The organism is Bradyrhizobium sp. C-145 (genome assembly GCF_023375135.1).
GTDB lineage: Bacteria > Pseudomonadota > Alphaproteobacteria > Rhizobiales > Xanthobacteraceae > Bradyrhizobium > Bradyrhizobium zhanjiangense.
This window is the reverse complement of the sequence record NZ_CP088150.1, coordinates 1,712,840-1,737,080: the sequence shown is the minus strand read 5'-3', so window position 1 is coordinate 1,737,080 and position 24,241 is coordinate 1,712,840. Positions and strand designations below refer to the sequence as shown.

Below are 24,241 nucleotides of genomic sequence, written 5' to 3'. Positions count from 1 at the left end.
AGCATGACCGTGCGTCAGACAGGCCACGGGAACGCCAAGGCAAGGCCGTTCCACCACCCTCGAAGGAGATTTGAAATGCGTCGCACCATCCTCACGCTTGCATCGTTCGCAACCCTGATCGCAGCGTCATTGTCGGCGGCGCCGGCCCAGGCCGCAAACGACAGATACTGCCTGCAAGGCCGCCAGTGGGGCTATCCCGGCAATTGCCAGTTCGCGAGCTATCAGCAATGTGCCGCCACCGCCTCCGGCACGTCGGCCTATTGCGGCATCAACCCGCGCTACGCGTACTCGCAGCCGTACCATTACTGACGAGCTGGCGGCGTGCGTCACCGCGCACGTCGCGCTGCTCTATGCGCGAATTCCGAGGCCGGTCTCCTGAAGCCGCGTCGCGAACCAGCGCGACAGCGCCTCGTCGACGAGGCCGCTGACATAGACCTCCGACATCGTCACGTGCTGCCTGTCCAGCACCAGCAGCAAACCGATCCAATAGGGAAACCAGACATGCACGTCGGTCAGCGCCCTCAGCTTGTGCTGATCGTGCTCGAGCGGCGTGTGATTGCTGGCCTTGCGGATCTCGACAGTGAGCAGATTGTTCGGGATCTCGCGCTGGTGCACGGCGACATCAGGATAGATCGACTTGCCGAGATGGTCGTCGGTCGAGATGATGGTGCCGTGTGGCAGATGCAGCGTGCGCTCGCCGAGCCGATCGTAATTGCAGTCCACCGACCAGCCGGAGAACTGCTTCTCCAGGTGCACGGCGAAGCGGTGCGTGATCGCGCGCTCGCCGGCGTCCTTCTCGAACAGGAATGCTTCCTGCGCGTAGAAGTCCCGGAGCGCCGCGATCACCTTGTTCAGCTCGGTCTGCATCGTGCCTCCGGGCTCACGGCGCTCCGTCTGTTGATGCCTTACATCTGAACTTCGATCAGCCGCGGGCCGGGCTCGGCGACAGCTTCCGCCAGCGCCTTGTTGAACTCGTCGGCATTGGTGACGGCGCGGCCGGGCACGCCCATGCCCTTCGCCAGCGCGACGAAATCCAGCGTCGGGCGATCAAGCCGCAGCATGTCGTTGGCGCGCTGGCCGGGCTCGCCGGCGCCGACATTGTCGAACTCGCCGCGCAGGATCTGGTAGATGCGGTTGGCGAACACGATGGTGACGATGTTGAGGTTCTCGCGCGCCTGCGTCCACAGCGACTGGATCGTGTACATCGCGCTGCCGTCGCCGACCATGGTGATCACCTTGCGATCCGGACAGGCGATCGCCGCGCCGATCGACAGCGGCGTCGAGAAGCCGATCGAGCCGCCCATGTTCTGGAGCCAGTCGTGCGGGGCCGCCGCCGCAGTCGGCGGGAAGAAGCCGCGGCCGGTGGTGAGGGATTCGTCGACCATGATCGCATTCTCGGGGATCGCGCAGGCGATCGCCTGCGCGATCGAGGCGAAGGTGAGTGCGCCGGTCGGCTTGACCAGTTCCTGCAACGCCTGCGGCTTGACGTCCTTGGCGCTGGCCTTCACGGCGCCGGCAAGCGCTTCCAGCGCCGCGACCGAGTTCTCGCCCCAGGAGGTCATGCGATGGACCTCGCAGCCCTGGGGCTTGAGCATGCTCGGCTTGTTCGGATAGGCGAAGAACGCCACGGGATCGTCGGACTCGACCAGCACGATGTGACGGAATTTTGCCAGCATCGGCAGCGCGTTCTCGATGACGTAATGGATGCGGTCGATCGAGAAACGGCCGCGGCCGCGCGCCATCTTGGGACGGAAGGTCGGGCCCATCACCGTGCAGCCGGTCTTGCCGGCGATCCGTTCGGCCAGCGCCAGGCCCTGCGCGCTTAGCGCGCTGCCGGTCATCAGCAGCAGCGTACCCTCGCCGTCGCGATGCAGGATTTTTGCGGCCTGCTCGACCGCCTGCGGCGAATAGCTCGCCCGCTGCTGCTCAGCCGGAACCTCGGCGACGCCGTCGGCCTCATTCCAGGCGGTGTCGGCGGGCAGGATCAGGGTCGCGATCTGCGGCGGCGCGCTTTTGGCGGCGGCAATCGCCGCGGCGCCGTCGGCAGCGACCGATTTGGAATCCGGCGAGGTGCGGACCCAGGACGACATCGGCCGGGCCAGGCCCTCGATGTCGGAGGTCAGCGGCGCGTTGTAGCCGATGTGGTAGACCGCGTGCTGGCCGACGATGTTGACGATGCCGGAATTCGCCTTCTTGGCGTTGTGCAGATTGGCGAGGCCGTTGGCGAGACCGGGGCCGAGATGCAGCAGCGTCGAGGCCGGCGTGCCCTTCATGCGGAAATAGCCGTCGGCGGCGCCCGTCACCACGCCTTCGAACAGGCCGAGCACGCAACGCATGCCCGGCACGCGGTCGAGCGCTGCGACAAAATGCATCTCGGAAGTGCCGGGGTTGGTGAAGCAGACGTCCACCCCGCCCTTAACCATTGTCCGCACCAGGCTTTCCGCACCGTTCATTCCAAGGCTCCCACGACCGGCATTGTCCAGATATCGGTTCGATCAATCATTGTTCGCGCGTTCCGTCAAAGCAATAGCCGCCATCGCTGCCCTGCCCCGCGTGACGATGCGCCGGCTTGGCTAATTCTTTTCGGCAAATTGGCGTGGTTGCCGATTTGGTAACGCCAATCGTTAAGCATGGTGTTCCTCACGGGGCCGTGGCTTGCGGAATGCCCGCAAATATGGCCTGTGGCTGTCATTGAATCGATTTTTTGCTGGGGGAGACAATGATCCGGTTTTTTGCCGCGCCGATCGCCGCCATCGCACTGCTGTCGGCCATGGCGGGCGGCGTGCTCGCCGAAGAGTTCGACACGCGCGACATTATGGGTGGCGGCCCGAACTTCTTCCGTTCCGGCGCAAATCCCGTCCCCCGCACCACCGTCATCTATAACGGCAATTACGCGCCCGGCACGATCGTGGTGAACACCGGCGAGCGGCGGCTGTATCTGGTGCTCCAGAACGGCCAGGCGCTGCGCTACGGCATCGGCGTCGGCCGCGATGGCTTCCGCTGGGGCGGGGTGCACAAGATCACCGCCAAGAAGGAATGGCCGGCCTGGACGCCGCCGTCGCAGATGCTGGCCCGCCGGCCCGACCTGCCGCGTCACATGAAGGGCGGCCTCGACAATCCGCTCGGCGCCCGCGCGATGTATCTGGGCCCGACCCTCTATCGCATCCACGGCTCCAACGAGCCGGAGACGATCGGCCAGGCGGTGTCCTCGGGCTGCTTCCGCATGACCAATGAGGACGTCACCGACCTCTACAGCCGCGTCGCGGTCGGCACCACCGTAGTGGTGCTGAACAATTAGAGCCAGACCGGTGCTGCGCTCCCTCTCCCGCCCGCGGGAGAGGGTTGGGGAGAGGGTGTCTCCGCAGTGAGACACCCAATGAGGAGAGAGAGCCCTCACCCGGCGCGCGGGACGATGCTTCGCATCGCCCGGGCGCGCCGACCTCTCCCGCAAGCGGGAGAGGTCGAGCCCGCGGCCCGAGCTCGGCATTGCGAAGTTCGTACTCTTTGGCTGCAGACGAGCGGCGGGAACCCGCGACGCGCGTGAATTTGCGGGCTTGTGCGCGCGACGCGAATGCGGCAGCGTCGCACGACAATGAGCGCATTGAACCTGACCGCGCCCGCCTTCCGCATCGCCCTCTTGGCGCTCGCCACGCTCACATTGGTGCCTGACACCGCTACCACGGCCCGAGCGGGTGAACTGCCTGCCATCGTCTCGCGCCAGCGCTCCGAGAAGAAGAGCTTCACCGACGGCGAGATCGTCGAGGGCTTTCTCAAGACGGCGTTCGGCGCCGAGTACCACCTCGCCGGCCGCGTCGACCGCATCCGCAAGTTCGATGGGCCGGTGCGCGTCTACGCCGAGAGCGATCGCGCCGATCGCAAGACGCAGCTTGCGAAGGTCGTGAACGACATCGCCACGCGCGTGCAGCATCTCGACATCGCCATGACCATGACCAGCGAGGCGGCGAATGTGCGGGTCAAGCTCGTGCGCGACCGCGATCTCTACCGCACCCTCACCAGCTTTTACGGCGCCGAGAAGGCGCGCGAGATCCGCACCTCGCTCGATCCGCAATGCCTGTCCGGCTTCCGCAAGAACGACAATTTCGAGATCGAGCATTCCGACGTCATCCTCACCGTCGACAACGGCGATTTCGTCTTCCTCGACTGCGCCTATGAGGAGCTCTTGCAATCGCTCGGGCCGATCAACGACACCACCAGCGTGCCCTGGACCATGTTCAACGACAACGTCTCGATGGGCTATTTCGACGTCTACGACCAGTACATCCTCAATTTGCTCTACGATCCCCGCATCAAGGCGGGCATGACGGTGGCGGAGGTCAAGGCGGTGCTGCCCGCCGTGCTCAAAGATGTGCGCGCCTGGGTGAAGCGGGTGAATGATCTGAAAGAGTAGGTGATCCGTCATCCTGTGATGACGGTCATATGATTGCGCTCGTTGCTTCCGCCTTCGTCATTGCGAGCGCAGCGAAGCAATCCAGAATCGTTCCGCGGTGATAGTCTGGATTGCTTCGCTGCGCTCGCAATGACGGGGTAACAAGCGGGCCCTACTGCACGAGATCGGCAACGGTGGTTGCGGCCTTGAGGCCGGTGCCGGTGAGGACGGCGACCGTGGTTTCGTTTGCCTTGACCGCACCAGCGGCTGCGAGTTTGTCCAGCGCGGCGGCTGCGCTGGCGCTGGTCGGCTCGGCGAACAGGCCTTGCCGCGCGAGACGCCGCAGGGCGGCGACGATCTCATCCTCGCTGAGCGCGACGGTGCCGCCGCCGCTCTCGCGCAAGGCGCCGATGATTTCGCGCAGCCGCAACGGATTCTTGATGGCGGTGCCTTCGGCGATAGTTTTGTGCACCTCGCGCGCGACAGGCGTATCGACACCGGCCTGGAAGCTTGCATCGATCGGCGAGCAATTGAGCGGCTGCGCCGCGAACAGGCGCGGCAGTCTTGCGATCTGGCCGGCCCCCAGCAGCTCGCGGAAGCCGAAGGCGCAACCGAGCAGGCTGCTGCCGGCGCCGACCGGGACGATGACGTTGTCGGGCGCGCGGAAGCCGAGGTCTTCCCAGATCTCATAGGCGAGCGACTTGGTGCCTTCGAGGAAGAACGGCTGCCAATTGTGGCTGGCGTAAAACGTCTGATGCGACTGGCGAATGGCCTCGGCTTCCGACTCCTCGCGCGGACCCTCGACGAGTTGCACCGCGGCGCCATAGGCGCGGACCTGCGCGATCTTGGCCGGCGAGGTCGAGGCTGGCGCGAGGATCTTTACCCGCATGCCGCCGGCGGCACCGAGCCCGGCCATGGACGAGCCACCATTGCCGGAGGAGTCCTCCAGCACCGCATTGACGCCGATCTGGCGCAGGAAGGACAGCATCACGGAAGAGCCCCGGTCCTTGAAGCTGCCAGTCGGGTTGAACCATTCCAGCTTGAACAACGGCCGCAGCTCGCCCCACTCCTGCTGGACCAATGGCGTGCAGCCCTCGCCGAGCGTGATCGGCTTTGCGATCTCGACCGGCAGCGCCGCCCGGTAGCGCCAGAGCGATCGTGTGCGGCCATCGATGTCCTCGCGCGAGATACCGGCGCCCGGCGTCACCAGCAGCGGCGTGCGCTCGTCCGAGCACCAGCGCGGCTGATCCAACGGATAAAGCTGTCCGTTGCGGGGGTCGATATAGTTGGCGGGCATGGCAGTCTCCTGGACAAGGCGATTCGTACGATCGGGTTGATGTCACGTTTTGTCGAGAACCTGACGCCTGTCGCACGAAACGACGCAGCCCCCTTGAAAACATGAAAAATGGAAATATTTCAATCTCTTAAACTGGCCGCCGAGGCAGAGCGGCGAGGTCGGCCAACGCGCGCTCGGTGCTAAAGGGAGATCCTGCCGGCGCGGTGACCGACGGGAATTTGGCAACAAAGGGCCCTGCCCGCCCGGCACGATTAACTTGTCTGTCGTCGCCGGCCGCTACAATATGTTGGATTGAGCTCGCGTCGCCGGTGTCCTCGACTGGCAACGCGACCGAGCCAGGCCCGTCCGAACGGCGGGCCGTTGGCTTTTTGGGAGCCTGGACATGAGCCGCGCGAACCGTACCGACCACATCCGCCTGACCTCCCATCCGGAGCCAGGCCGGAAGGCCGCCTTTCCGATCCATTGGGGCGCCGCCGACGCGCGCGCACGAGGGCCGATCATCGGCACAGTGTCGCGCGCTGGGGATCGCAACGTGATCGGCAGCCATGGCGGATCCTACGCGATGTACCGGGCGCTCGCGGTGTCCGCCGGCGCGCTCGACCCGATCAGGCGTCCTGACCTCACCAACACGTTTCCGGCCGCGACCATCGGCCCGTTCCCGCAATGGAGTGATCCCACGAAAATCGTCGCGCTCGATCCCTGGGGGCATCTCGTCGCCGAGAATTTTCGCCAGGAGATCGCCGAAGGCGCCGACATCAGGCCGAGCATCGCGGTGACGCGAGCGCGGCTGGACCTGCCGGAAATCCGCGAGGCGCTGGCCGCAAAGCGGCTGCGCGCCGACGGCGAGGTCGTGCACGCCAATGGCAGCGTGTCGGTCGTCAAGATCGCGATCGATCCGGTCTGGCACCTGCCCGGCCTTGCGCAGCGCTTCGGCACCAGCGAGACCGAGCTGCGCCGCACGCTGTTCGAGCAGACCGCCGGCATGTTCCCCGAGCTGGTGACGCGACCGGACATGAAGGTGTTCCTGCCGCCGATCGGCGGCACCACCGTCTATATGTTCGGCGACGTCAGCAAGCTGCCGGACCATCGCACCAAGATCACCTGCCGCGTGCATGACGAGTGCAACGGCTCCGACGTGTTCGGCTCCGACATCTGCACCTGCCGGCCCTATCTGATCCACGGCATCGAGGAATCCGCGCGCGGCGCGCAGGAGGGCGGGCTCGGGCTGGTCGTCTACAACCGCAAGGAAGGCCGCGCGCTCGGCGAGGTCACAAAATTCCTGGTCTACAATGCGCGCAAGCGCCAGGAGGACGGCGACGCGGCCGCAGCCTATTTCGAGCGCACCGAATGCGTCGCCGGCGTCCAGGATGCGCGCTTCCAGCAATTGATGCCGGATACCATCCACTGGCTCGGCTTGACGCGCATCGACCGCTTCCTGTCGATGAGCGACATGAAATACGACGCGCTGACCTCGCAGGGCATCGACATCGTCGAGCGTGTGCCGATCCCGCCGGAGCTGATTCCCGCCGACGCCTATGTCGAGATCGCCGCGAAGAAGGCCGCCGGCTATTACTCGACCGACATCGCGCCGGAAAAGGACGTCAACGACGTGGTCGGGCGTTCGCTGGAAAAATACTGATCGCGCGATGGCGGACGCTTTGGAACGAGAGGCGCGCGCGCTGCTCACCGCAGCGGCGGTTCGCGCGCGGGCCGCGCAGATGCTCGAGCTCGGCCTGGCCGGCGGGCTGAGCCATTTCACGATCGATCTCGACCGCATGGACGGCGTTGCGGAGGCGGTGCTGGCGGTGACGCGAAAGGCCTATCCGACGCTCGACGTTCCCTTCCATGCGCGCTGGCGGCATTTTGTACTTGGCGGCGTCGACCGCTGGGCGGAGCTTGCGGACGCTGCATTGTGGCCGGACCGCGCGGCGCGGGCGCGCGCGGAGTTCGATCTTGCCATCATCAGCGTGCTGCTCGATGCCGGCGCGGGTGCGATGTGGCGATATCGCGACGCGGTGACAGGAGAAAGCATCGGCCGGTCCGAAGGGCTCGCGATCGCAAGCCTCGACATGTTCGCTGGCGGCCTCTTCTCGCGCGATGCCGGCACGCCGTTCAGGGCCGATGCGGAAGTGCTTGCGCAACTACCCCTCACCTCTCTCACATCCGCTTTTCAGGTAACCGACGCCAATCCGCTGCTCGGTCTCGACGGACGCACCGATTTGCTGCGGCGTCTCGGCAAGCTGATGGCGGAACGGGCTGAGGTTTTCGGCCTGCGCGATACGCCGCGGCCTGGCGGCCTGTTCGATCACATCGTGGCGCAAGCGAATGGCGGCGCCATTGCCGCACCTGCCATCTTGTCCGCCGTGCTGAACCAGCTCGGAGCGATTTGGCCGTCGCGGCTGGAACTCGCAGGCATTCCGCTCGGCGATTGCTGGCGTCACCCGGCCATCAAGGCGGACGACGCGACCGCCGGTCTCGTGCCGCTGCACAAGCTCTCGCAATGGCTGAGCTATTCGCTGATCGAGCCGCTCCAGCGTGCAGGCTTCGATGTGACAGACATCGACGGCCTGACGGGGCTGGCCGAATACCGCAATGGCGGCCTGTTCATCGATCATGAGGTGCTGCGCCTGCGCGATTCAGCGGACGCTGCGCGCGCGCATGCGGTGGATTCGCTGCTCGTCGTGGAATGGCGCGCGCTCACCGTGGCGTTGCTGGATCGGCTGGCGGAGCGCATCCGCGCCAAGCTCGGCCGCACACCAGAGACATTGCCGCTCGCCAGCATTTTGGAAGGCGGCACCTGGGCTGCGGGCCGCGCCATCGCCTTTGCGCGCCGGCCCGACGGTTCGCCGCCGCTCAAGGTGATCAGCGACGGCACGGTTTTTTGAGCATGGTGCAGTCGGGCGCGATGCATGCCACAAAGCAGGTGCGCTCCCTCCCCCGCTTGCGGAGGAGGGCTGGGGAGAGGGTGTCTCCGCAGTCGAGAATCCCCAAGAGGACAGAGCCCTCACCCGGCGCTTTGCGCCGACCTCTCCCGCACGCGGGAGAGGTTGACGAGCCTCGCGCACAGCCTTTGTGAACTCAGGAGCATCCCATCATGCAAGGCGTCACGATCGTCGATCACCCACTGGTGCAGCACAAGCTGACGCTGGTGCGGGACAAGTCCATCTCGACCAAGTCGTTTCGCGAGCTGATCAAGGAGATCGGCATGCTGCTCTGCTACGAGGTGACGCGCGATTTGCCGCTCACCGACGTCGTGGTCGACACGCCGCTGGCGCGGATGCACTCGGCCAAGATCGCCGGCAAGAAGCTGGTGTTCGTGCCGATGCTGCGCGCCGGCACCACCTTCGTCGACGGCATGATGGACCTGGTGCCGACCGCGCGCGTCGCCCATATCGGGCTCTACCGCGAGCCGCATAGCTTTGCCGCGGTCGAGTACTTCTTCAAATCGCCGTCCGATCTCGGCGAGCGCCTGGCGATCGTGGTGACGTCGGTGGTCGCCACCGCCAATACGGCCGTGGCCGCCATCGACCGGCTGAAGGAGCGCGGCGCCAAGGATATCCGCCTCGCCTGCCTGATCGCCGCGCCGGAAGGACTTGAGCGGCTGCGAGGTCTGCATCCGGACGTACCGATCTGGACCGCCGCGGTCGACGAAGGCCTCGACGAGAACGGCTTCATTCTGCCAGGCCTCGGCGACGCCGGCGACCGCGCTTACGGGACGCGATAAGCGGAGCTAGATCTTCCCGCCGCCGCAAATGCCCTTCAGCGACTGCCACTCCTTGTTCGTCAGCAGCGGCGGGCCGCTGGCGGGACGATCTTCCCTGGTCATGCGCGCGAGGCGGTCTTCGGTGAGCGGGTGGCTGGCGAGGATATTTGTCAGACCAGAGCCGCCTTCCTTGCCGGTGATGCGGAACATCAGCTCGGCCGCGGGTTTTGGCGAGCGGCCGAGCGCATGCATGATCTCGATGGCGAAAGTGTCGGCGCCGGTCTCGGCCTCTCGCGAATAGGACGCTTCGACCACACTGCGCGAGGCGAAGATCACCGCCGAAGAGCCCGTGACGTCGCCGAACAGCAGGCCGATCAGGAACGAGGTGCCGCCGTTGTAGATCAGGCCGCGCATGTTGTCGTGATGCTTGAGATGACCGAGCTCGTGCGCGAGGATGCCGGCGAGCTCGTCGGGGCTTTCAGCCTTGTCGAGCAGGCCCTTCAGCACGAACACCTTGCCGCCCGGCAGCGCGAACGCGTTCGGCACCGGGCTCGGCAGCACGCCCGCCGTCGTGGAATCGTCATCGAGGCTGGCGGCATCGCGCAGGCGGTTGACGAGCTTTGTGAATGCGACCTTGCCCGCGGGGTCCTCGCACACTCTGCGGCCGAAGATGGTCTTGACCTGGACCTCGGACGCATCGCCAATGCGTCGCTCGATCGGTTTCGGCACCAGCGGCGCGAGCCGGTCGGCGGCGAGCGGCACGCCGAACAGCACGACACAGACGATGGAGACGGCGGCGGCCACCGACCAGCCCACGATCTTTGCGACGCCGCGGCGCGAGGTCTGGTGCTCGTCGAGCCGCAAGCATCGCGCGGTGAGATCCGCTGCAAGCGCGGCATCACGGATCTCGAGCCGCGCGAGCGGCGGCGCTGACGTCGATGCCAAGCGCAAAACTCCGTCCGGGCCGTCGGCACGGCGGATATCGGCATAGGCCCAGCGAACCGGCGCTTCGCCGTCCTCGGCGATCTCGAGCACGTCACCGAGCGACAGCATCACCTGACGCCTGCGGCTCGAGACGCCGTCGAAGAAGATCGTCGGCTTGACGGACTGCGCCGGGGCCTCGGCAGACAACTCACTCACAGCTCAAAATCCTGCAACATCCAGTCCATCGGCAAAGCCTTCACCGAGCGCGCTGGCGAGCTTTCCGCTGCCGCGCACATCCGCCGCGGCCGCGATGTTGTGCACCTCGACGGTCTGCAGCACCTTGGCCCAGAGATCGCGCTGAAGATAGACCCGCATGACGATGTTGGCGGCAAGGGCGAGCGCGAAATAGCCGATCACCATCATCACAACCATCGGGATGCTCTTGGCAGCATTGCCAGCCCCGAACACCTCTTCGGCCGAAACGCCGGTCAGGGTGACGACGAGAAAGGCGCCGCCGCCCATGTAGGCCGCGAAGGCGGTCGTGAGCAGCATCCACCAGCCGATCACCTTCCAGTACAGGCCGTAGAAGGCGTCATGAGGCAGGCGCGAGGACAGGCTGACGCCGCCGATGCGGATGCCGTCGAGCCACCAGCGCCATTCGCGCGCCTTGAACTCGGCATAGAAGAACGGCGCGAGCGGGAAGATCAGCACCGCGATCGGGCTGAGCAGCCACAGCCACCAGCCGCGCTTGAAGAACGTCCAGCCGTCGCCTTCGAAATCGCCGGTGAGATCGCCGTAATGGGTGTGCTGCATCTTGTAGCGTTCGAGTGCAGCCTCGCGCCAGGGCAGCGCCAGGCCGAGCGTCAGGAACACCAGCACACCCCACAGCATGGCGCGGAGCGAATAGGCCCAGCCCGAGCCGTCCATCCAGAACCGCACGCCACGCCAGACCGTGCGCGTCAGGCGATAGCGCCGCGCGCGAAAAATCGCGAATTGGCCGAAGGCGTACAAGGCGATGAAGAGTGGCGTCGAGGCGAAGCCCTGCCAGCGCTCGAATTCGATGCCGACAAGAAAATACGCGAGATAGATCGGCATCAAGATCGCGAGCGCGAACAGGAAGCCGACCAAGAGCTCCTTAGCCCGTCCGGTGTATTCGGCGGCATCGCCGTCCACCGCGGTGTTCGTCCACAAATGACGGCGAATGTCGGTGACGAGCCAGAACCGGTAGAAGCCGAAGGTGACGAGTTCGAGCATGGCACCCTTGGTGACCAATTTGCGGAACTCGGAGCGGTTGCCGGTGAAATCGACTCGCGTGGGCGGCCGCGGCGGCGGGACGGGTTCGGAGCCGATGGGGGCCCATTGCATGTCGTTCACGGCGGCAACCTCGGGGTGCGGATCTGTTACGGCCAAACTATAGATCAGAGGTTAGTCGATCCCCAAGATGACCGGGTTCGATTTACCCCGATTCCAGTTGGTTTCTTGCACGATTCCGCCGTTAGAGGCGTGAGGGGGATCACGTCGCAAATCTGTCGTCCCGTAGCCTGGATGGAGCGCAGCGCAATCCGGGTCAGCGGTCGTGGCGGCCCGAACCCCGGATTACGCTTGCGCTCCATCCAGGCTACGCACCTCCCGCAAAGGTTGGATGTGGCAAACTCTCCCTTGCCCCGGCGCAGACAACCGGCTGTAATTGCAAATCAAATGCCGCAGCGCAGAATTCAACGACGCGCGGTTCACCACAGGGAGAGCGGTCATGCATGGGACCATCGAGAGCGCCGCCACGCTCGACGCACTTCGCGCACGCGCCACGTCGCTGCCGCTGGAGCAGTTCGATCCGGGCGATCCTGAATTGTTCAGGACCGATACGTTCTGGCCCTATTTCGACCGCCTGCGCCGGGAAGATCCGGTGCACTACTGCAAGAACTCGATGTTCGGGCCGTATTGGTCGGTGACGCGCTACAACGACATCATGGAGATCGAGACCAATCATTCGGTGTTCTCCTCGGCCTCCTCGCTCGGCGGCATCACCATCCGCGACATCGATCCGGACTTGCGTCGCGAGAGCTTCATCTCGATGGACCCGCCGCGGCATGCGGCGCAGCGCAAGACCGTGGCGCCGATGTTCACGCCGACTCATCTGGACAATCTCGCGCTGAACATCCGCAAGCGCTCGGCCGAGTGCCTGGACAACCTGCCGCGTGGCGAGGTGTTCGACTGGGTCGACCGCGTCTCGATCGAGCTCACCACGCAGATGCTGGCGGTGCTGTTCGACTTCCCCTGGGAGGACCGCCGCAAGCTGACGCGCTGGTCCGACATCGCCACCACCATTCCCGGTCCCGACGGCCTCGTTGCGAGCGAAGACGAACGGCAGGCCGAGCTGACGGAATGCGCGGCCTATTTCTCCCGCCTCTGGAAGGAGCGCATCGCGCAGCCGCCGAAGAGCGACCTGTTGTCGATGATGGCGCATGGCAGTGCTACGCGCGACATGGATGCGAAGAACTTCCTCGGCAATCTCATCCTTTTGATCGTCGGCGGCAACGACACCACCCGCAACACCATGTCGGGCTCGCTTCTCGCGTTGAGCCAGCATCCGGAGCAGTACCGCAAGCTGCGCCAAAACCCTGATCTGCTCGACAGCTTCGTGCCGGAGGTGATCCGCTGGCAGACGCCGCTCGCGCATATGCGGCGCACGGCGCTCTCCGATTTCGAGTTCCGCGGCAAGCAGATCAAGAAGGGTGACAAGGTCGTGATGTGGTACGTCTCTGGCAACCGCGACGAGGAGGCGATCGAAAAGCCCTACGATTTCATCATCGATCGCGCCCGCCCGCGCACGCACCTCTCCTTCGGCTTCGGCATCCACCGCTGCGTGGGCTTGCGGCTAGCCGAACTCCAGCTCAGGATTATTTGGGAAGAAATTCTCAAGCGCTTCGACCATATTGATGTGGTCGGCGAACCCAAGCGGGTCTATTCGAGTTTCGTGAAGGGTCTGGAAGAGCTCCCGGTGAAAATCGCGGCATAAATCTGCAGCAGATGAGCCCGAACGATATCCACGAGGAAGCTGCGCCCCCTCTCCCGCTTGCGGGAGAGGGTTGGGGAGAGGGTGTCTCCGCAACGGGACAATCCCCAAGAGGATAGAACCCTCACCCGGCGCTGCGCGCCGACCTCTCCCGCAAGCGGGAGAGGTTGAGCAGAAACAATGGAGCCACGACGATGAACATCCAAGCGCCGGTTAAAGTGTACAAGGTCGAACGCCTGCGCAGGGCGCGCGAGGAGGCCTATGCGACGCCGCTGGCACAATTCCACCCCGGCGCGCCCCGGCTGTTCCAGGACGACACGCTGTGGCCGTGGTTCGAACGGCTGCGCAAGGAAGAGCCGGTGCATTACTGCACCAACGCGCCGATCGAGCCGTACTGGTCGGTGGTGAAGTACAACGACATCATGCATGTCGACACCAATCACGGCATCTTCTCCTCGGACTCGACGCTCGGCGGCATCTCGATCCGCGACGTGCCGGAGGGCTACGACTGGCCGAGCTTCATCGCCATGGACCAGCCCCGGCATTCGGCGCAGCGCAAGACGGTGTCGCCGATGTTCACCCCTCAACACCTGGACGAGCTGGCAAAACTGATCCGGCAGCGCTCGCAGACGGTGCTGGACAATCTGCCGCGCAACGAGACCTTCAACTTCGTCGAGCGCGTCTCGATCGAGCTGACGACGCAGATGCTGGCGACCCTGTTCGACTTCCCCTGGGAGGAGCGGCGCAAGCTGACGCGCTGGTCCGACGTCTCCACCGCGCTGCCCAAGAGCGGCATCGTCGCCTCCGCCGAGGAGCGCCGCCGCGAGATGGACGAGTGCTATGCCTACATGTCGAAGCTGTGGAACGAGCGCGTCAATTCCGCGCCGCGCAATGACCTGTTGTCGCTGATGGCGCACAACGACGCCACGCGGTTCATGGATCCCGACAATCTCATGGGCAACATCATCCTGCTCATCGTCGGCGGCAACGACACCACGCGCAACACCATGACCGGCTCGGTGCTGGCGCTGAATGAGAACCCCGAGCAGTACGACAAGTTGCGGGCCAATCCGGCGCTGATCGATTCCATGGTGCCGGAGGTGATCCGCTGGCAGACTCCGCTGGCGCATATGCGGCGCACCGCGCTTGCCGACACCGAGATCGGCGGCAAGCCGATCCGCAAGGGTGACCGCGTCGTGATGTGGTACGTCTCCGGCAACCGCGACGAGGAGATGTTCGAGCGGCCGAACGACTTCATCATCGACCGCCCGCGGCCGCGCACCCACCTCTCCTTCGGCTTCGGCATCCACCGCTGCGTCGGCATGCGCCTTGCCGAGCTTCAGCTCCGCATCGTCTGGGAGGAGATGCTGAAGCGCTTCGACCGCATCGAGGTGGTCGGCGAGCCGAAGCGGATCTATTCGAGCTTCATCAAGGGGTATGAGTCGCTGCCGGTGCGGATTCCGGGGTGATGGCCCCATCCTCCGTCATTGCGAGGAGCTCTTGCGACGAAGCAATCCAGACTGTCACCGCAGAGGAATCCTGGATTGCTTCGCTGCGCTCGCAATGACGAGGCTTTGCACACTCGTAGCCGCAGCGCGTTGACGCCCGCCAGCTATAAAATTCCGGCATGACAGCTCGCTCAAGATGCGAAGGGCCGGCTGCGGGCTTGTGCCCTAAACCGCTGGCGCGGCAGCGTTCGGTGCGCTCCCTCGCCCCGAGGCGAAGATCAAGCGAGCCTGATGTCCCACACCCCTTCCTTGCGGCAGGCGGCGACTTCCTCGCGCAGAAGCGCGGTGATGGCGAGCGAGGCCGTCGAGGCCGGACGATCGATCGGAGAAGCGAAAATGAGCTCGCGCGTCATCGGCTTGGATACGGGCGCGGTCTCCAGCCGCCCGTCCGCGACCTCGCCGTGGACGGATGAGGGCGGCAGCAGCGCGAAACCAAGGCCCTCCTCGACCAGGCTCGTCAGCACGCGGAACGAATCCGCTTCTAACTGGACGTCGAGCTTGATCTTGCGCTGGGCGGCCGCGTGCTCGATCAGGGCGCGGAGGCCGTGGGAATGACTGGGCAGCACCAGGCGTTGTCGCAGCAGCCAGCCGATATCGACGCTCTTCCTGCGCGCGAGACCACAGCCGCGCGGGCCGACCGCGACGATGTTGTCGCGCCCCAAGCTCTGCACATTGAGATGCAGATCGGCCGAGCGTCCATAGAGGATGGCAAGATCCATCTCGCCGCGGTGCAGCCATTCGACGAGATGGCCGCTGTAGCTCTCGACGATGCGCAGCGAGATGCCGGGAAATTTCTCGACGCAGCGCCGCGCAAAACGCGCCGACAGCACGCAGCTCACGGTCGGAACCAGGCCGAGCACAACTTGGCCCGAGGGCGGTCCCTTGGCCGACTGGATGTCGTCGCGGATCTGGTCGATCTGCCGCACGATGCCGGAGGTGCGCGCCAGCAGCAGGCGGCCGGCGTCGGTCAGCACCATGCCGCGGCCGTTGCGCGTGAACAGCTCGGTGCGCAGCTCGTGTTCCAGGAGCTTGATCTGGCGGCTCAGCGCCGGCTGCGCCACACGCAACGTGTCGGAGGCCTTGGACAGGCTGCCGAGCTCCGCCACGCAACTGAAGGTCCTGAGCTGCCGGAAATCCATGCTTGCCAATCCTGGAAGGCTACTCCATACGCTATAACAAATGAGCATAGGGGGCTGGCGTTGTTTTCACAACGCCAGAGGATTGGCCGGCGTTATCTTAACTGCCGCTACTGATTGGAAACGCCATGAGTCAAGAACACCACACCGAAGATTACGCCGACATCCGCGAAGCCGTCGCAAAACTCTGCGCGCAGTTTCCCGGCGAATATTGGCGCAAGCTCGATCGCGAGATGGCTTACCCCAAGGCCTTCGTGGATGCGCTGACCGAGGCCGGCTATCTCTCGGTGCTGATCCCCGAGGAATATGGCGGCGCTGGCTTGAAGCTCTCCGCCGCGGCTGCGATCCTCGAAGAGATCCAGCGCGCGGGATGCAATGGCGGCGGCTGCCACGCCCAAATGTACACGATGGGCACGGTGCTGCGGCACGGCAATGCCGAGCAGAAGGCGAAGTATCTGCCGAAAATCGCGAGCGGCGAATTGCGCCTGCAGGCCTTCGGCGTCACCGAGCCGACCAGCGGCACCGACACCACCTCGCTGAAAACCTTCGCGCGCAAAGAAGGCAACGACAGTTACATCGTCAACGGCCAGAAGATCTGGACCAGCCGCGCCGAGCATTCCGACCTGATGATCCTGCTGGCGCGCACCACGCCGAAGGAGCAGGTCAAGAGGCGCACGGACGGGCTTTCGGTGTTCATCGTCGACATGCGCGAGGCCAAGAACCATGGCCTCGAGATCCGCCCGATCCGCACCATGATGAACCACGCCACCACGGAAGTGTTCTTCACCGACATGAAGGTGCCGGCCGAGAATCTGATCGGCGAGGAAGGCAAGGGCTTTCGCTACATCCTCTCCGGCATGAATGCCGAGCGCATTTTGATTGCGGCCGAATGCGTCGGCGACGCCAAATGGTTCATCGCCAAGGCCACCAATTACGCCAAGGAGCGCGCAGTCTTCGGCCGGCCGATCGGCCAAAATCAAGGCATCCAGTTCCCGATCGCCAAGGCCTATGCCTCGATGCGTGCGGCCGAGCTGATGGTGAAGGAAGCCACGCGCAAATACGAGGCCGGCCTCGACTGCGGCGCCGAGGCCAACATGGCGAAAATGCTCGCGGCGGATGCGTCCTGGGAGGCGGCCAATGCCTGCATCCAGACCCATGGCGGCTTCGGCTTCGCCGAGGAATACGACGTCGAGCGCAAATTCCGCGAGACGCGGCTCTATCAGGTGGCGCCGATCTCGACCAATCTCGTGCTGTCCTATGTCGCCGAGCACGTGCTCGGCATGCCTCGCTCGTATTGAGGTCGCGCCATGGGAGCACTGGACGGGATCAGGGTGATTGCGGTCGAGCAGGCGGTGGCAGCGCCGTTCTGCTCCTCGCGGCTGGCGGATGCCGGCGCCGAGGTGATCAAGATCGAACGGCCGGAAGGCGATTTCGCCCGCGGCTATGACGCGGCGGCCAAGGGCCAGAGCAGCTATTTCGTCTGGCTCAACCGCGGCAAGCAATCGGCGGTAGTCGATCTCGCCACGAAAGAAGGCTGCGCTGAGCTGGAGAAGCTGATCGCCAGCGCCGACGTGCTGATCCAGAACCTCAAGCCGGGCTCGATGGACAAGCTTGGCTTTTCGCGCGAGCGACTGCTCAAGGACTATCCCAAGCTGATCTCGTGCACCATCACCGGCTACGGCGATGAGGGCCCCTACGCGCATCGCAAGGCCTATGACCTTCTGATCCAGGCCGAGAGCGGCCTCGCCTCCATCACCGGCAACCCCGACGGCGCCTCGCGCGTCGGCATGTCGATCGTTGACGTCGCAACCGGCGCCACCGCACATGCGGCGATCCTGGAAGCGCTGATCGCACGCGGGCGCACCGGCAAGGGCGCCGACATCCGCATCTCCATGTTCGACGTGATGGCCGATTGGTGCACCGTGCCGCTGCTCAACTCGGAAGCCGGCAATCCGCCCAAGCGCATGGGCCTGCGCCATCCCTCGATCGCGCCCTACGGCGTGTTCACCTCGAAGGACGGCAAGGATATCCTGATCTCGATCCAGAGCGAGCGCGAGTGGAAGACGCTTTGCGCGAAGGTGCTGGACCAGCCGGATCTGCCGAGCGATCCGCGCGTCGCCAACATGGTCGAGCGCGTGCGCAACCGCGACTTCACCGACAAGACGGTCGCAGATATCTTCGGCAAGATGACGCGCGACGAGCTTCTCAAGCGGCTGTCGGACGCCGACATCGCGTTCGCCGAGGTCAACACCATGGCCGATCTCACCAACCATCCCCATCTGCGCCGCATTGAGGTCGACACGCCGAACGGCCGCGTCAGCTATCCCGCGCCGGCGCCGATCATCGTCGGCGAGACGCGCTCGTATGGCCCGGTGCCCGCCATCGGCGACCGTCCCCAATCCAGGAAATAACAAGAGCGAGGCGTCATGACCGAGAAGCTCGACATCGATCACTTGCGGCAATGGATCGGCCGCAGCACAGAGGCCACCGACATCGTCACCACGCAGCTCGTGAAGGGCCTGCGCGCGACGCTGTTCCAGGAGGTCGGCGAGCCCAGGGCGGGCGATGCCGCACCGTTCACGGTGCATTGGTGCCTGGCACAGCCGGTGTTTCCGATGTCGATGCTCGGCCCCGACGGTCACCCGACCCGCGGCGGCTTCCTGCCGCCGGTACCGCTGCCGCGCCGGATGTGGGCCGGCGGCGAGATCGAGTTTTTGCAGCCGCTGCGCGTCGGCGACGAATCGACGCGGACGTCGCGTATTGCCGACGTTCAGGTGAAATCAGGCTCGACCGGCACGCTGTGCTTCGTCTCGGTCGAGCACAGCATCTCTTCGCCGCGCGGGCTCGCCATCCGCGAGCGGCAGGACATCGTCTATCGCGAGATGACGAGCAGCGCGCCGGCGCCCGCAAAGGCTCCGCCCCCGCCTCCGAAGGCACAGCACCGCGAGACCCATGTCTCCGATCCCGTGCTGCTGTTCCGCTACTCCGCGCTGACCTTCAACGGCCACCGCATCCATTACGACCGCGACTACGTCACCAAGGTCGAGGGTTATCCGGGCTTGATCTTCCACGGGCCGTTGCAGGCGGCTCTGATCATCGAAATGGCGGCGAAACTGCACGGCGGCAAGGCGCCGAAGAGGTTCACCTATCGTGGCGTGCAGCCGCTGTTCGAGGGCACGGAGTTCTCGATCAACGCGAATGACAGCGGCGAGAGCATGGAGCTGTGGACCGCGAACGCGGAAGGGCAGCCGACGATGAAGGGGACGGCGGTGTGGTAAGCCACCGCGGCCTCCTCGTCATTGCGAGCAGAGCGAAGCAATCCAGACTCTCTCCGCGGAGATAGTCTGGATTGCTTCGTCGCAAGGGCTCCTCGCAATGACGTTGGGGCTGATTGCGCGAGAACCAACAAGGGACGGAACCATGTCCAAGAACGGCAAGACCGGCAGCAAATCCGTCACAGTGAAGCAGGCGACGCTCGGCCTGCTGCGATCCTTCGGCATCGACAGGGTGTTCGGCAACCCCGGTTCGACCGAACTGCCGTTCCTGAGCGACTGGCCCGATGACATCGACTACGTCCTGGCGCTGCAGGAAGCCAGCGCGGTCGGCATGGCCGACGGCTATGCGCAGGCGACGCGCAATGCCGGCTTCGTCAATTTGCATTCGGCGGCCGGCGTCGGCAACGCGCTCGGCAATATCTATACCGCACATCGCAACCAGACACCGCTCGTGATCACCGCGGGCCAGCAGGCGCGTTCGATCCTGCCGCTGCAGGCGTTCCTCTACGCCGAGCGCGCCTCCGAATTTCCGCGGCCTTACGTCAAATACAGCGTCGAGCCGGCACGGCCCGAGGACGTGCCGGCCGCGATCGCGCGCGCCTATTACACCGCGATGCAGCCGCCCTGCGGGCCGACCTTCGTGTCGATTCCGATCGACGACTGGGCGCATGCGGCAGCTCCCATCGAGGCCCGCAAGGTCAGCCGCGAGATCGGACCCGAACCTGATGCGATGCAGGCGCTGGTTGCTGCGCTCGGTTCGGCCAAGCATCCCGCCCTCGTCGTCGGTCCCGGCGTCGACCGCGCCGGCGCGGTCGATCTGATGGTGCGCGTCGCCGAGAAGGCCAAGGCCAGCGTCTGGGTCAGCCCGTTCTCGGCGCGCTGCTCGTTTCCCGAGCGGCATCCGCAATTCGCGGGCTTCCTGCATGCGTCGCCCGCGCAGCTGTCCGATGCGCTACGCGAGCACGATCTGGTGATCGTGATCGGCGCACCGGTGTTTACCTTCCATGTCGAGGGCCATGCCGCGATCTTCGACGGCGGCGCGACGATCTTCCAGATCACGGATGATCCGGATGCGGCGGCGGTGACGCCGGTCGGCACCAGTATCATCGCCACCATCAAGCCGGCGCTGAGCCTGCTGCTCGACCTTTTGCCGGAGAGCAAGCGGTCGACGCCGAAAGGCCGCACGCTGCCGCCGCCGCCGCAAGCCGCCGATCCGCTGCCCGTCGACTTCCTGCTGCACTCGCTGTCGCAGGCGATGCCTGAGGGCGCGTCGCTGGTCGAGGAGGTGCCCTCGCACCGCCCGGCGATGCAGAAATTCATGCCGATGCGCGGCCAGGACAGTTTTTACACAATGGCGAGCGGCGGCCTCGGCTACTCCCTGCCCGCCGCGGTCGGCATGGCGCTCGGCAAGCCAAAGCAGCGCACGGTCTGCCTGATCGGCGACGGCTCGGCGATGTATTCGATGCAGGCGCTATGGACCGCCGTGCAGCGCAAGCTGCCGCTCACCGTCGTCGTCATCAACAATTCCGGCTACGGCGCCATGCGCTCGTTCAGCCAGGTGATGCAGGTGCGCAACGTGCCCGGGCTGGAGCTGCCGGGGATCGATTTCGTGCGGCTCGCCGAAGGCATGGGCTGCCATGCGGTGCGGGTGAGCAAGGCGGCGGAGCTGGGCGAGGCGCTGAAGCGCGGGATGGCACACGAGGGCACGAGCCTCGTCGAGGTGATCGTGGATGCGGCGGTGCCGGTGCTGTACGGGCAGAAGCATTAGGACGCAGGCCATATCTTCACCGTCGTCCTGGCTCGCATGCACCACTACGACGCCAAAAATCCCCCATCCGCCTCCCACGACATACGACGACGCGTCCGACGCCAGCCACACCACCGCCTCCCACTTCCTCCGGGCTCCCCATCCGCCGCAGCGGCAGGCCGGCGCTCACCGTTGCGACATCGCCGACGCCGGCGCGAAGCATCATGTCGGTGACGACGCGGCCGGGGGCGATGGCGTTGATGCGGATGCCTCGCGGGGCATTCTCCATCGCGGCCGAACGCGTCAGCGAAATCGCGGCAGCCTTGGAGGCCGAGTAGAGCGAGAAGCCGGGATTGGGATTGCGCACGCCGCTGACGGAGGCGTTGACGACAATGCTGCCGCGGCCCTTCGCGAGCATTGCCGGCAATTGGTGGCGCAGGCACAGGAACAGCGCGCGGACATTGGTGTCGAACACGCTGTCGTAGATATCAGTGCCCTGCTCCTCCAGCGGCGCGCGGCGCTCCTGGAATCCGGCATTGTTGAAGGCCACGTCGAGCCGGCCGCAGCGCTTCATGGCCGTGCTAACGAGGCGCGCGACGTCGTCCTCTCGCGTGATGTCGGTCTTGACCGGAATGGCCAAGGCACCGAGCTCGCCGCATGCCGCGGCGGTTGCTTCGATCTCGGCCTCGCGCCGGCCCGCGACAAAAATCGCTTCCGCGCCTTCGGACGCCATCCGCAGCGCGGTGGCACGGCCGATGCCGCTGCCGCCGCCCGTCACCAGGCAGACCTTGCCCCTCATCCGCATCCCCGCCGGCAAAGTTCCGCTCATGGCTCACTCCAAAACGCTTGCGCGCGCCGTTGCACGCATATAGTTGTATGATACAACTATAATCAGGAGTCAAGATGGCCGAGCTTTCGCTGATCGACGACATCCGCGCCGCCTCGCGCCTGATGGTGCGCGAGCTCGGCTTCATGGACGCGACGGTGGCGGCATCGGACTATCCGCCGTCGGCGGTGCACACCATCCTCGAAATCGGCATCCGCGGGCCCATGACCTCGGGACAGCTCGGCGATTTCCTGCGGTTGGAGAAATCCAGCGTCAGCCGCCTGGTGCGCAAGCTGATCGACTGCGGCGAGCTCAGGGAGACGCCGGATGAGCTTGATGCACGCAGCAAGCTGCTGTCGCTGACAGCGAAGGGACGGCGCACGCTGGAGGCGCTGCACGCGTTTGGGCGCCAGCAGGTGAGCGGAGCGCTGGCGGCGTTGACGGAGGCCGAGCAGCGCACTGTGCGCGAGGGGATGATGCTCTATGCGCGGGCGCTCAGGCAAAGCCGGATGGAGGAGGAGGGGCGGAGTGCGGCGTAGCCGTGTAGCTCGCCCCATCGTCGTCCTGGCGAAAGCCAGGACCCATTACCCCAAGGAGTAGTTTGGCGAAGACTTGCCGTTCGGTACTCCTATCGCGGCTAGATCGGTAGACCTCGCGGTATGGGTCCTGGCCTTCGCCAGGACGACACCGAAATTGCGGCACTCCCTCCCTACTTCCCGAACTCCTCCCGCATCTTCGCCTGGATCTTGGCCATGCCGCCGATCCAGCGGTCGTAATTCTCGGTCTTTTTGCGCATGTAGCCGAGCACCTGGGGGTGCGGCAGGATCAGGAACGTCTCCTGTTCGAGGCCGGCGAGCACGTCTTTCGCCACCTGCTCCGGCGTCAGGTCGCCGTCGCCGGATTGCGGGCCTTTCGGGATCGAGCGCAGCATGTTGGTGTCGACGCCCTGCGGGCAGAGGATCGAAACCTTGATGTTGTGGGCCTTGTGCGAGATCGCGAGATTTTCGGCAAAGCCGACCGCGGCGTGCTTTGTCGTCGAATAAGCCGGGCTGCCGACCTGCGACAACAGGCCCGCGGCCGAGATGGTGTTAAGGAAATAGCCGCCGCCGCGCGCCTTCATGCGCGGGATCAGATGCCGCGCGGCATAGACGTGGGCCATGACGTGGATCGCCCAGCTGCGCTGCCACGGCTCGTCGGAGGCGCCGCCGGCATTTTCCGACATCGGATCGAAGCCGCCGCCGATGCCGGCATTGGAGCAGAACAATTCGATCGGGCCGAACTGCCGCTCGGTCTCCTCGATGACGTGCGCAATGTCCTTTTCCTGCGCGACGTCGCATTTGAAGGCGGCCCCATCCACCATGGCCGCGACCGCCCTCGCATTGGCGGCATCCATGTCCGCGACGACGACCTTGGCTGCACCCGCCTCGTGAAAAGCCTCGCACAGCGCCTTACCGATGCCATTGGCGCCGCCCGTGACGACCACGACCTTGCCGGTCACCTGCATGCGACGTCTCCTCTTGTCTTGGACCGCGTCTCTTATACCGCTTCGCGGCTTGCTCAGCTCAACACGAGGTCGAGCACCGCGGTATAATGACACGCCGCGCCGGCCAAGACAAAGCCGTGCCAGATCGCATTCTGGAAGCGCAGCCGCCGCCAGGCGTGGAAGATCACGCCAAAGCTGTAGAGCAGGCCGCCTGCAAGGATGAAGCCCAGCACCAGCGCGGGCAACGCCCTGACGACGGCGTCGTAGATCATGAGGCCACTCCAGCCCATCGCGAGATAGATGCCGACCGAGACCCGGTCGAACCGGCCGGGATAGAGCAGCTTCAGCACGATGCCGAGGATCGCCACGCACCAGACGCCGGCAAGCAGCACCAGCGCGAACACGCTGTCCTTCACCTCCAGGATGAACGGCGTGTAGGTCGCCGCGATCAACAGATAGATCGCGGAATGGTCGAACCGCCGCAGCAGCCATTTGGCCGGCGACACCGGCCAGAGATTATAGGTCGCCGACAGCACCAGCATCGAGATCAAGCCGGCGACGTAGATCGAGACGCCGACGATGTCGGTGGCGTCGGAATAGACCGCGGCCAGCACCACCAGCACGGTCGCTGCGATGATGCCGAAGAGGACGCCGATCGCATGCACGACGCCGTCGGCGATCAGCTCGGCGCGATCGTAGTTCCAGCCCATCGCGTCGGCTGCGGCGTGGACGGAGCTGGATGCAAGCTGTTTCAGTTGGAAGACGGTCATGGCAATCCGCAAAGCGTGGCAATGCCCTCTTGTATGGGTCCTTCGAGATCGGCGCATCGTTCAAACGGCTGATTTGCCGACAAAGGCGGTGGAAGTATGAAGCTTGATTTTCCTCAGGCAGTTGCCACTTTTGTGAACGGTCGCACATTCCTCCCGCCCGAGATCCCCTAAC

21 protein-coding genes and 1 pseudogene are annotated in these 24,241 nt (G+C 65.1%); 13 read left to right on the top strand and 9 right to left on the bottom strand.

Annotated elements, in window-relative coordinates:
* Positions 1 to 75 precede the first annotated feature (75 nt).
* Complete coding sequence (locus LRP30_RS08125; RefSeq protein ID WP_128931657.1) at positions 76 to 309, top strand: DUF3551 domain-containing protein; 234 nt, start codon at positions 76 to 78, stop codon at positions 307 to 309.
* A gap of 39 nt (positions 310 to 348) precedes the next feature.
* Here the strand turns inward: LRP30_RS08125 and LRP30_RS08120 are convergent, their stop codons facing one another.
* Positions 349 to 867, bottom strand: coding sequence for a hypothetical protein (locus tag LRP30_RS08120; RefSeq protein WP_249759966.1), 519 nt, complete (start codon positions 865 to 867; stop codon positions 349 to 351).
* Between the two features lie 38 nt (positions 868 to 905).
* The gene (locus LRP30_RS08115; protein ID WP_128944767.1) at positions 906 to 2,453 is read right to left on the bottom strand and encodes an acetolactate synthase large subunit; all 1,548 of its coding nucleotides are present in this window, start codon (positions 2,451 to 2,453) and stop codon (positions 906 to 908) included.
* A gap of 266 nt (positions 2,454 to 2,719) precedes the next feature.
* Between LRP30_RS08115 and LRP30_RS08110 the strand changes: the two genes are divergently transcribed.
* Together LRP30_RS08110 and LRP30_RS08105 are read left to right on the top strand one after the other, a co-directional pair.
* Positions 2,720 to 3,298 carry a L,D-transpeptidase gene (locus LRP30_RS08110; protein ID WP_249759965.1) on the top strand — a complete coding sequence of 193 codons (579 nt, stop codon included), beginning with the start codon at positions 2,720 to 2,722 and terminating at the stop codon, positions 3,296 to 3,298.
* 294 nt (positions 3,299 to 3,592) lie between these two features.
* Positions 3,593 to 4,408: a DUF2927 domain-containing protein gene (locus LRP30_RS08105; protein ID WP_249759964.1), complete on the top strand. Its 816-nt coding sequence runs from the start codon at positions 3,593 to 3,595 to the stop codon at positions 4,406 to 4,408.
* A gap of 151 nt (positions 4,409 to 4,559) precedes the next feature.
* On the opposite strand, the gene LRP30_RS08100 is transcribed toward LRP30_RS08105, so the two are convergent.
* Complete coding sequence (locus LRP30_RS08100; protein ID WP_249759963.1) at positions 4,560 to 5,684, bottom strand: pyridoxal-phosphate dependent enzyme; 1,125 nt, start codon at positions 5,682 to 5,684, stop codon at positions 4,560 to 4,562.
* A gap of 382 nt (positions 5,685 to 6,066) precedes the next feature.
* On the opposite strand from LRP30_RS08100, the gene LRP30_RS08095 reads away from it, so the two are divergent.
* From LRP30_RS08095 to upp, 3 genes are all read left to right on the top strand, one after another.
* On the top strand, positions 6,067 to 7,323 hold the full coding sequence (locus LRP30_RS08095) for a GTP cyclohydrolase II (RefSeq protein WP_128944765.1): 1,257 nt from the start codon (positions 6,067 to 6,069) through the stop codon (positions 7,321 to 7,323).
* Positions 7,324 to 7,330: 7 nt separating this feature from the next.
* Positions 7,331 to 8,569, top strand: a complete 1,239-nt coding sequence (locus LRP30_RS08090) for a URC4/urg3 family protein (protein WP_249759962.1) — start codon at positions 7,331 to 7,333, stop codon at positions 8,567 to 8,569.
* Positions 8,570 to 8,778: 209 nt separating this feature from the next.
* Complete coding sequence (gene upp / locus LRP30_RS08085; RefSeq protein ID WP_091881044.1) at positions 8,779 to 9,408, top strand: uracil phosphoribosyltransferase; 630 nt, start codon at positions 8,779 to 8,781, stop codon at positions 9,406 to 9,408.
* 6 nt (positions 9,409 to 9,414) lie between these two features.
* On the opposite strand, the gene LRP30_RS08080 is transcribed toward upp, so the two are convergent.
* Both LRP30_RS08080 and LRP30_RS08075 read right to left on the bottom strand, forming a co-directional pair.
* Positions 9,415 to 10,527: a M48 family metallopeptidase gene (locus LRP30_RS08080; protein ID WP_249759961.1), complete on the bottom strand. Its 1,113-nt coding sequence runs from the start codon at positions 10,525 to 10,527 to the stop codon at positions 9,415 to 9,417.
* A gap of 3 nt (positions 10,528 to 10,530) precedes the next feature.
* Positions 10,531 to 11,676, bottom strand: a complete 1,146-nt coding sequence (locus LRP30_RS08075; protein WP_249761725.1) for a DUF898 family protein — start codon at positions 11,674 to 11,676, stop codon at positions 10,531 to 10,533.
* 385 nt (positions 11,677 to 12,061) lie between these two features.
* Here LRP30_RS08075 and LRP30_RS08070 point away from each other — a divergent pair, with 385 nt between their 5' ends.
* Positions 12,062 to 13,327, top strand: a complete 1,266-nt coding sequence (locus LRP30_RS08070) for a cytochrome P450 (RefSeq protein WP_249759960.1) — start codon at positions 12,062 to 12,064, stop codon at positions 13,325 to 13,327.
* A gap of 191 nt (positions 13,328 to 13,518) precedes the next feature.
* Positions 13,519 to 14,793, top strand: coding sequence for a cytochrome P450 (locus LRP30_RS08065; RefSeq protein WP_249759959.1), 1,275 nt, complete (start codon positions 13,519 to 13,521; stop codon positions 14,791 to 14,793).
* Between the two features lie 257 nt (positions 14,794 to 15,050).
* Here the strand turns inward: LRP30_RS08065 and LRP30_RS08060 are convergent, their stop codons facing one another.
* Complete coding sequence (locus LRP30_RS08060) at positions 15,051 to 15,971, bottom strand: LysR substrate-binding domain-containing protein (protein WP_128931645.1); 921 nt, start codon at positions 15,969 to 15,971, stop codon at positions 15,051 to 15,053.
* Between the two features lie 125 nt (positions 15,972 to 16,096).
* Between LRP30_RS08060 and LRP30_RS08055 the strand changes: the two genes are divergently transcribed.
* From LRP30_RS08055 to mdlC, 4 genes are all read left to right on the top strand, one after another.
* Entirely contained in the window at positions 16,097 to 17,266 is a 1,170-nt protein-coding gene (locus LRP30_RS08055) for an acyl-CoA dehydrogenase family protein (RefSeq protein ID WP_128944760.1), read from the top strand.
* A gap of 9 nt (positions 17,267 to 17,275) precedes the next feature.
* Positions 17,276 to 18,379, top strand: a complete 1,104-nt coding sequence (locus LRP30_RS08050; protein ID WP_249759958.1) for a CaiB/BaiF CoA-transferase family protein — start codon at positions 17,276 to 17,278, stop codon at positions 18,377 to 18,379.
* Positions 18,380 to 18,394: 15 nt separating this feature from the next.
* Entirely contained in the window at positions 18,395 to 19,246 is an 852-nt protein-coding gene (locus LRP30_RS08045; protein ID WP_249759957.1) for a MaoC family dehydratase N-terminal domain-containing protein, read from the top strand.
* Positions 19,247 to 19,388: 142 nt separating this feature from the next.
* Positions 19,389 to 21,011 carry a benzoylformate decarboxylase gene (mdlC, locus tag LRP30_RS08040; protein WP_249759956.1) on the top strand — a complete coding sequence of 541 codons (1,623 nt, stop codon included), beginning with the start codon at positions 19,389 to 19,391 and terminating at the stop codon, positions 21,009 to 21,011.
* Positions 21,012 to 21,055: 44 nt separating this feature from the next.
* On the opposite strand, the pseudogene LRP30_RS08035 reads toward mdlC, so the two are convergent.
* Positions 21,056 to 21,819 (bottom strand): annotated as a pseudogene (locus LRP30_RS08035) (SDR family oxidoreductase).
* 74 nt (positions 21,820 to 21,893) lie between these two features.
* On the opposite strand from LRP30_RS08035, the gene LRP30_RS08030 reads away from it, so the two are divergent.
* Positions 21,894 to 22,355, top strand: coding sequence for a MarR family transcriptional regulator (locus tag LRP30_RS08030; RefSeq protein ID WP_249759954.1), 462 nt, complete (start codon positions 21,894 to 21,896; stop codon positions 22,353 to 22,355).
* Positions 22,356 to 22,525: 170 nt separating this feature from the next.
* On the opposite strand, the gene LRP30_RS08025 is transcribed toward LRP30_RS08030, so the two are convergent.
* Together LRP30_RS08025 and LRP30_RS08020 are read right to left on the bottom strand one after the other, a co-directional pair.
* A complete protein-coding gene (locus tag LRP30_RS08025) occupies positions 22,526 to 23,320 on the bottom strand; it encodes an SDR family oxidoreductase (protein ID WP_128931638.1) in 795 nt (264 codons plus the stop codon).
* A gap of 53 nt (positions 23,321 to 23,373) precedes the next feature.
* Positions 23,374 to 24,069, bottom strand: a complete 696-nt coding sequence (locus tag LRP30_RS08020) for a hemolysin III family protein (protein WP_249759953.1) — start codon at positions 24,067 to 24,069, stop codon at positions 23,374 to 23,376.
* Positions 24,070 to 24,241 lie beyond the last annotated feature (172 nt).

Coding starts and splice junctions, on each gene's coding strand:
- LRP30_RS08050 (WP_249759958.1), top strand. CDS start 17,276: ATGGGAGCACTGGACGGGATCAGGGTGATTGCGGTCGAGCAGGCGGTG.
- LRP30_RS08105 (WP_249759964.1), top strand. CDS start 3,593: ATGAGCGCATTGAACCTGACCGCGCCCGCCTTCCGCATCGCCCTCTTG.
- LRP30_RS08020 (WP_249759953.1), bottom strand. CDS start 24,069: ATGACCGTCTTCCAACTGAAACAGCTTGCATCCAGCTCCGTCCACGCC.
- LRP30_RS08110 (WP_249759965.1), top strand. CDS start 2,720: ATGATCCGGTTTTTTGCCGCGCCGATCGCCGCCATCGCACTGCTGTCG.
- LRP30_RS08075 (WP_249761725.1), bottom strand. CDS start 11,676: ATGCAATGGGCCCCCATCGGCTCCGAACCCGTCCCGCCGCCGCGGCCG.
- upp (WP_091881044.1), top strand. CDS start 8,779: ATGCAAGGCGTCACGATCGTCGATCACCCACTGGTGCAGCACAAGCTG.
- LRP30_RS08120 (WP_249759966.1), bottom strand. CDS start 867: ATGCAGACCGAGCTGAACAAGGTGATCGCGGCGCTCCGGGACTTCTAC.
- LRP30_RS08030 (WP_249759954.1), top strand. CDS start 21,894: ATGGCCGAGCTTTCGCTGATCGACGACATCCGCGCCGCCTCGCGCCTG.
- LRP30_RS08125 (WP_128931657.1), top strand. CDS start 76: ATGCGTCGCACCATCCTCACGCTTGCATCGTTCGCAACCCTGATCGCA.
- LRP30_RS08055 (WP_128944760.1), top strand. CDS start 16,097: ATGAGTCAAGAACACCACACCGAAGATTACGCCGACATCCGCGAAGCC.
- LRP30_RS08095 (WP_128944765.1), top strand. CDS start 6,067: ATGAGCCGCGCGAACCGTACCGACCACATCCGCCTGACCTCCCATCCG.
- mdlC (WP_249759956.1), top strand. CDS start 19,389: ATGTCCAAGAACGGCAAGACCGGCAGCAAATCCGTCACAGTGAAGCAG.
- LRP30_RS08115 (WP_128944767.1), bottom strand. CDS start 2,453: ATGAACGGTGCGGAAAGCCTGGTGCGGACAATGGTTAAGGGCGGGGTG.
- LRP30_RS08025 (WP_128931638.1), bottom strand. CDS start 23,320: ATGCAGGTGACCGGCAAGGTCGTGGTCGTCACGGGCGGCGCCAATGGC.
- LRP30_RS08045 (WP_249759957.1), top strand. CDS start 18,395: ATGACCGAGAAGCTCGACATCGATCACTTGCGGCAATGGATCGGCCGC.
- LRP30_RS08065 (WP_249759959.1), top strand. CDS start 13,519: ATGAACATCCAAGCGCCGGTTAAAGTGTACAAGGTCGAACGCCTGCGC.
- LRP30_RS08060 (WP_128931645.1), bottom strand. CDS start 15,971: ATGGATTTCCGGCAGCTCAGGACCTTCAGTTGCGTGGCGGAGCTCGGC.
- LRP30_RS08090 (WP_249759962.1), top strand. CDS start 7,331: ATGGCGGACGCTTTGGAACGAGAGGCGCGCGCGCTGCTCACCGCAGCG.
- LRP30_RS08070 (WP_249759960.1), top strand. CDS start 12,062: ATGCATGGGACCATCGAGAGCGCCGCCACGCTCGACGCACTTCGCGCA.
- LRP30_RS08100 (WP_249759963.1), bottom strand. CDS start 5,684: ATGCCCGCCAACTATATCGACCCCCGCAACGGACAGCTTTATCCGTTG.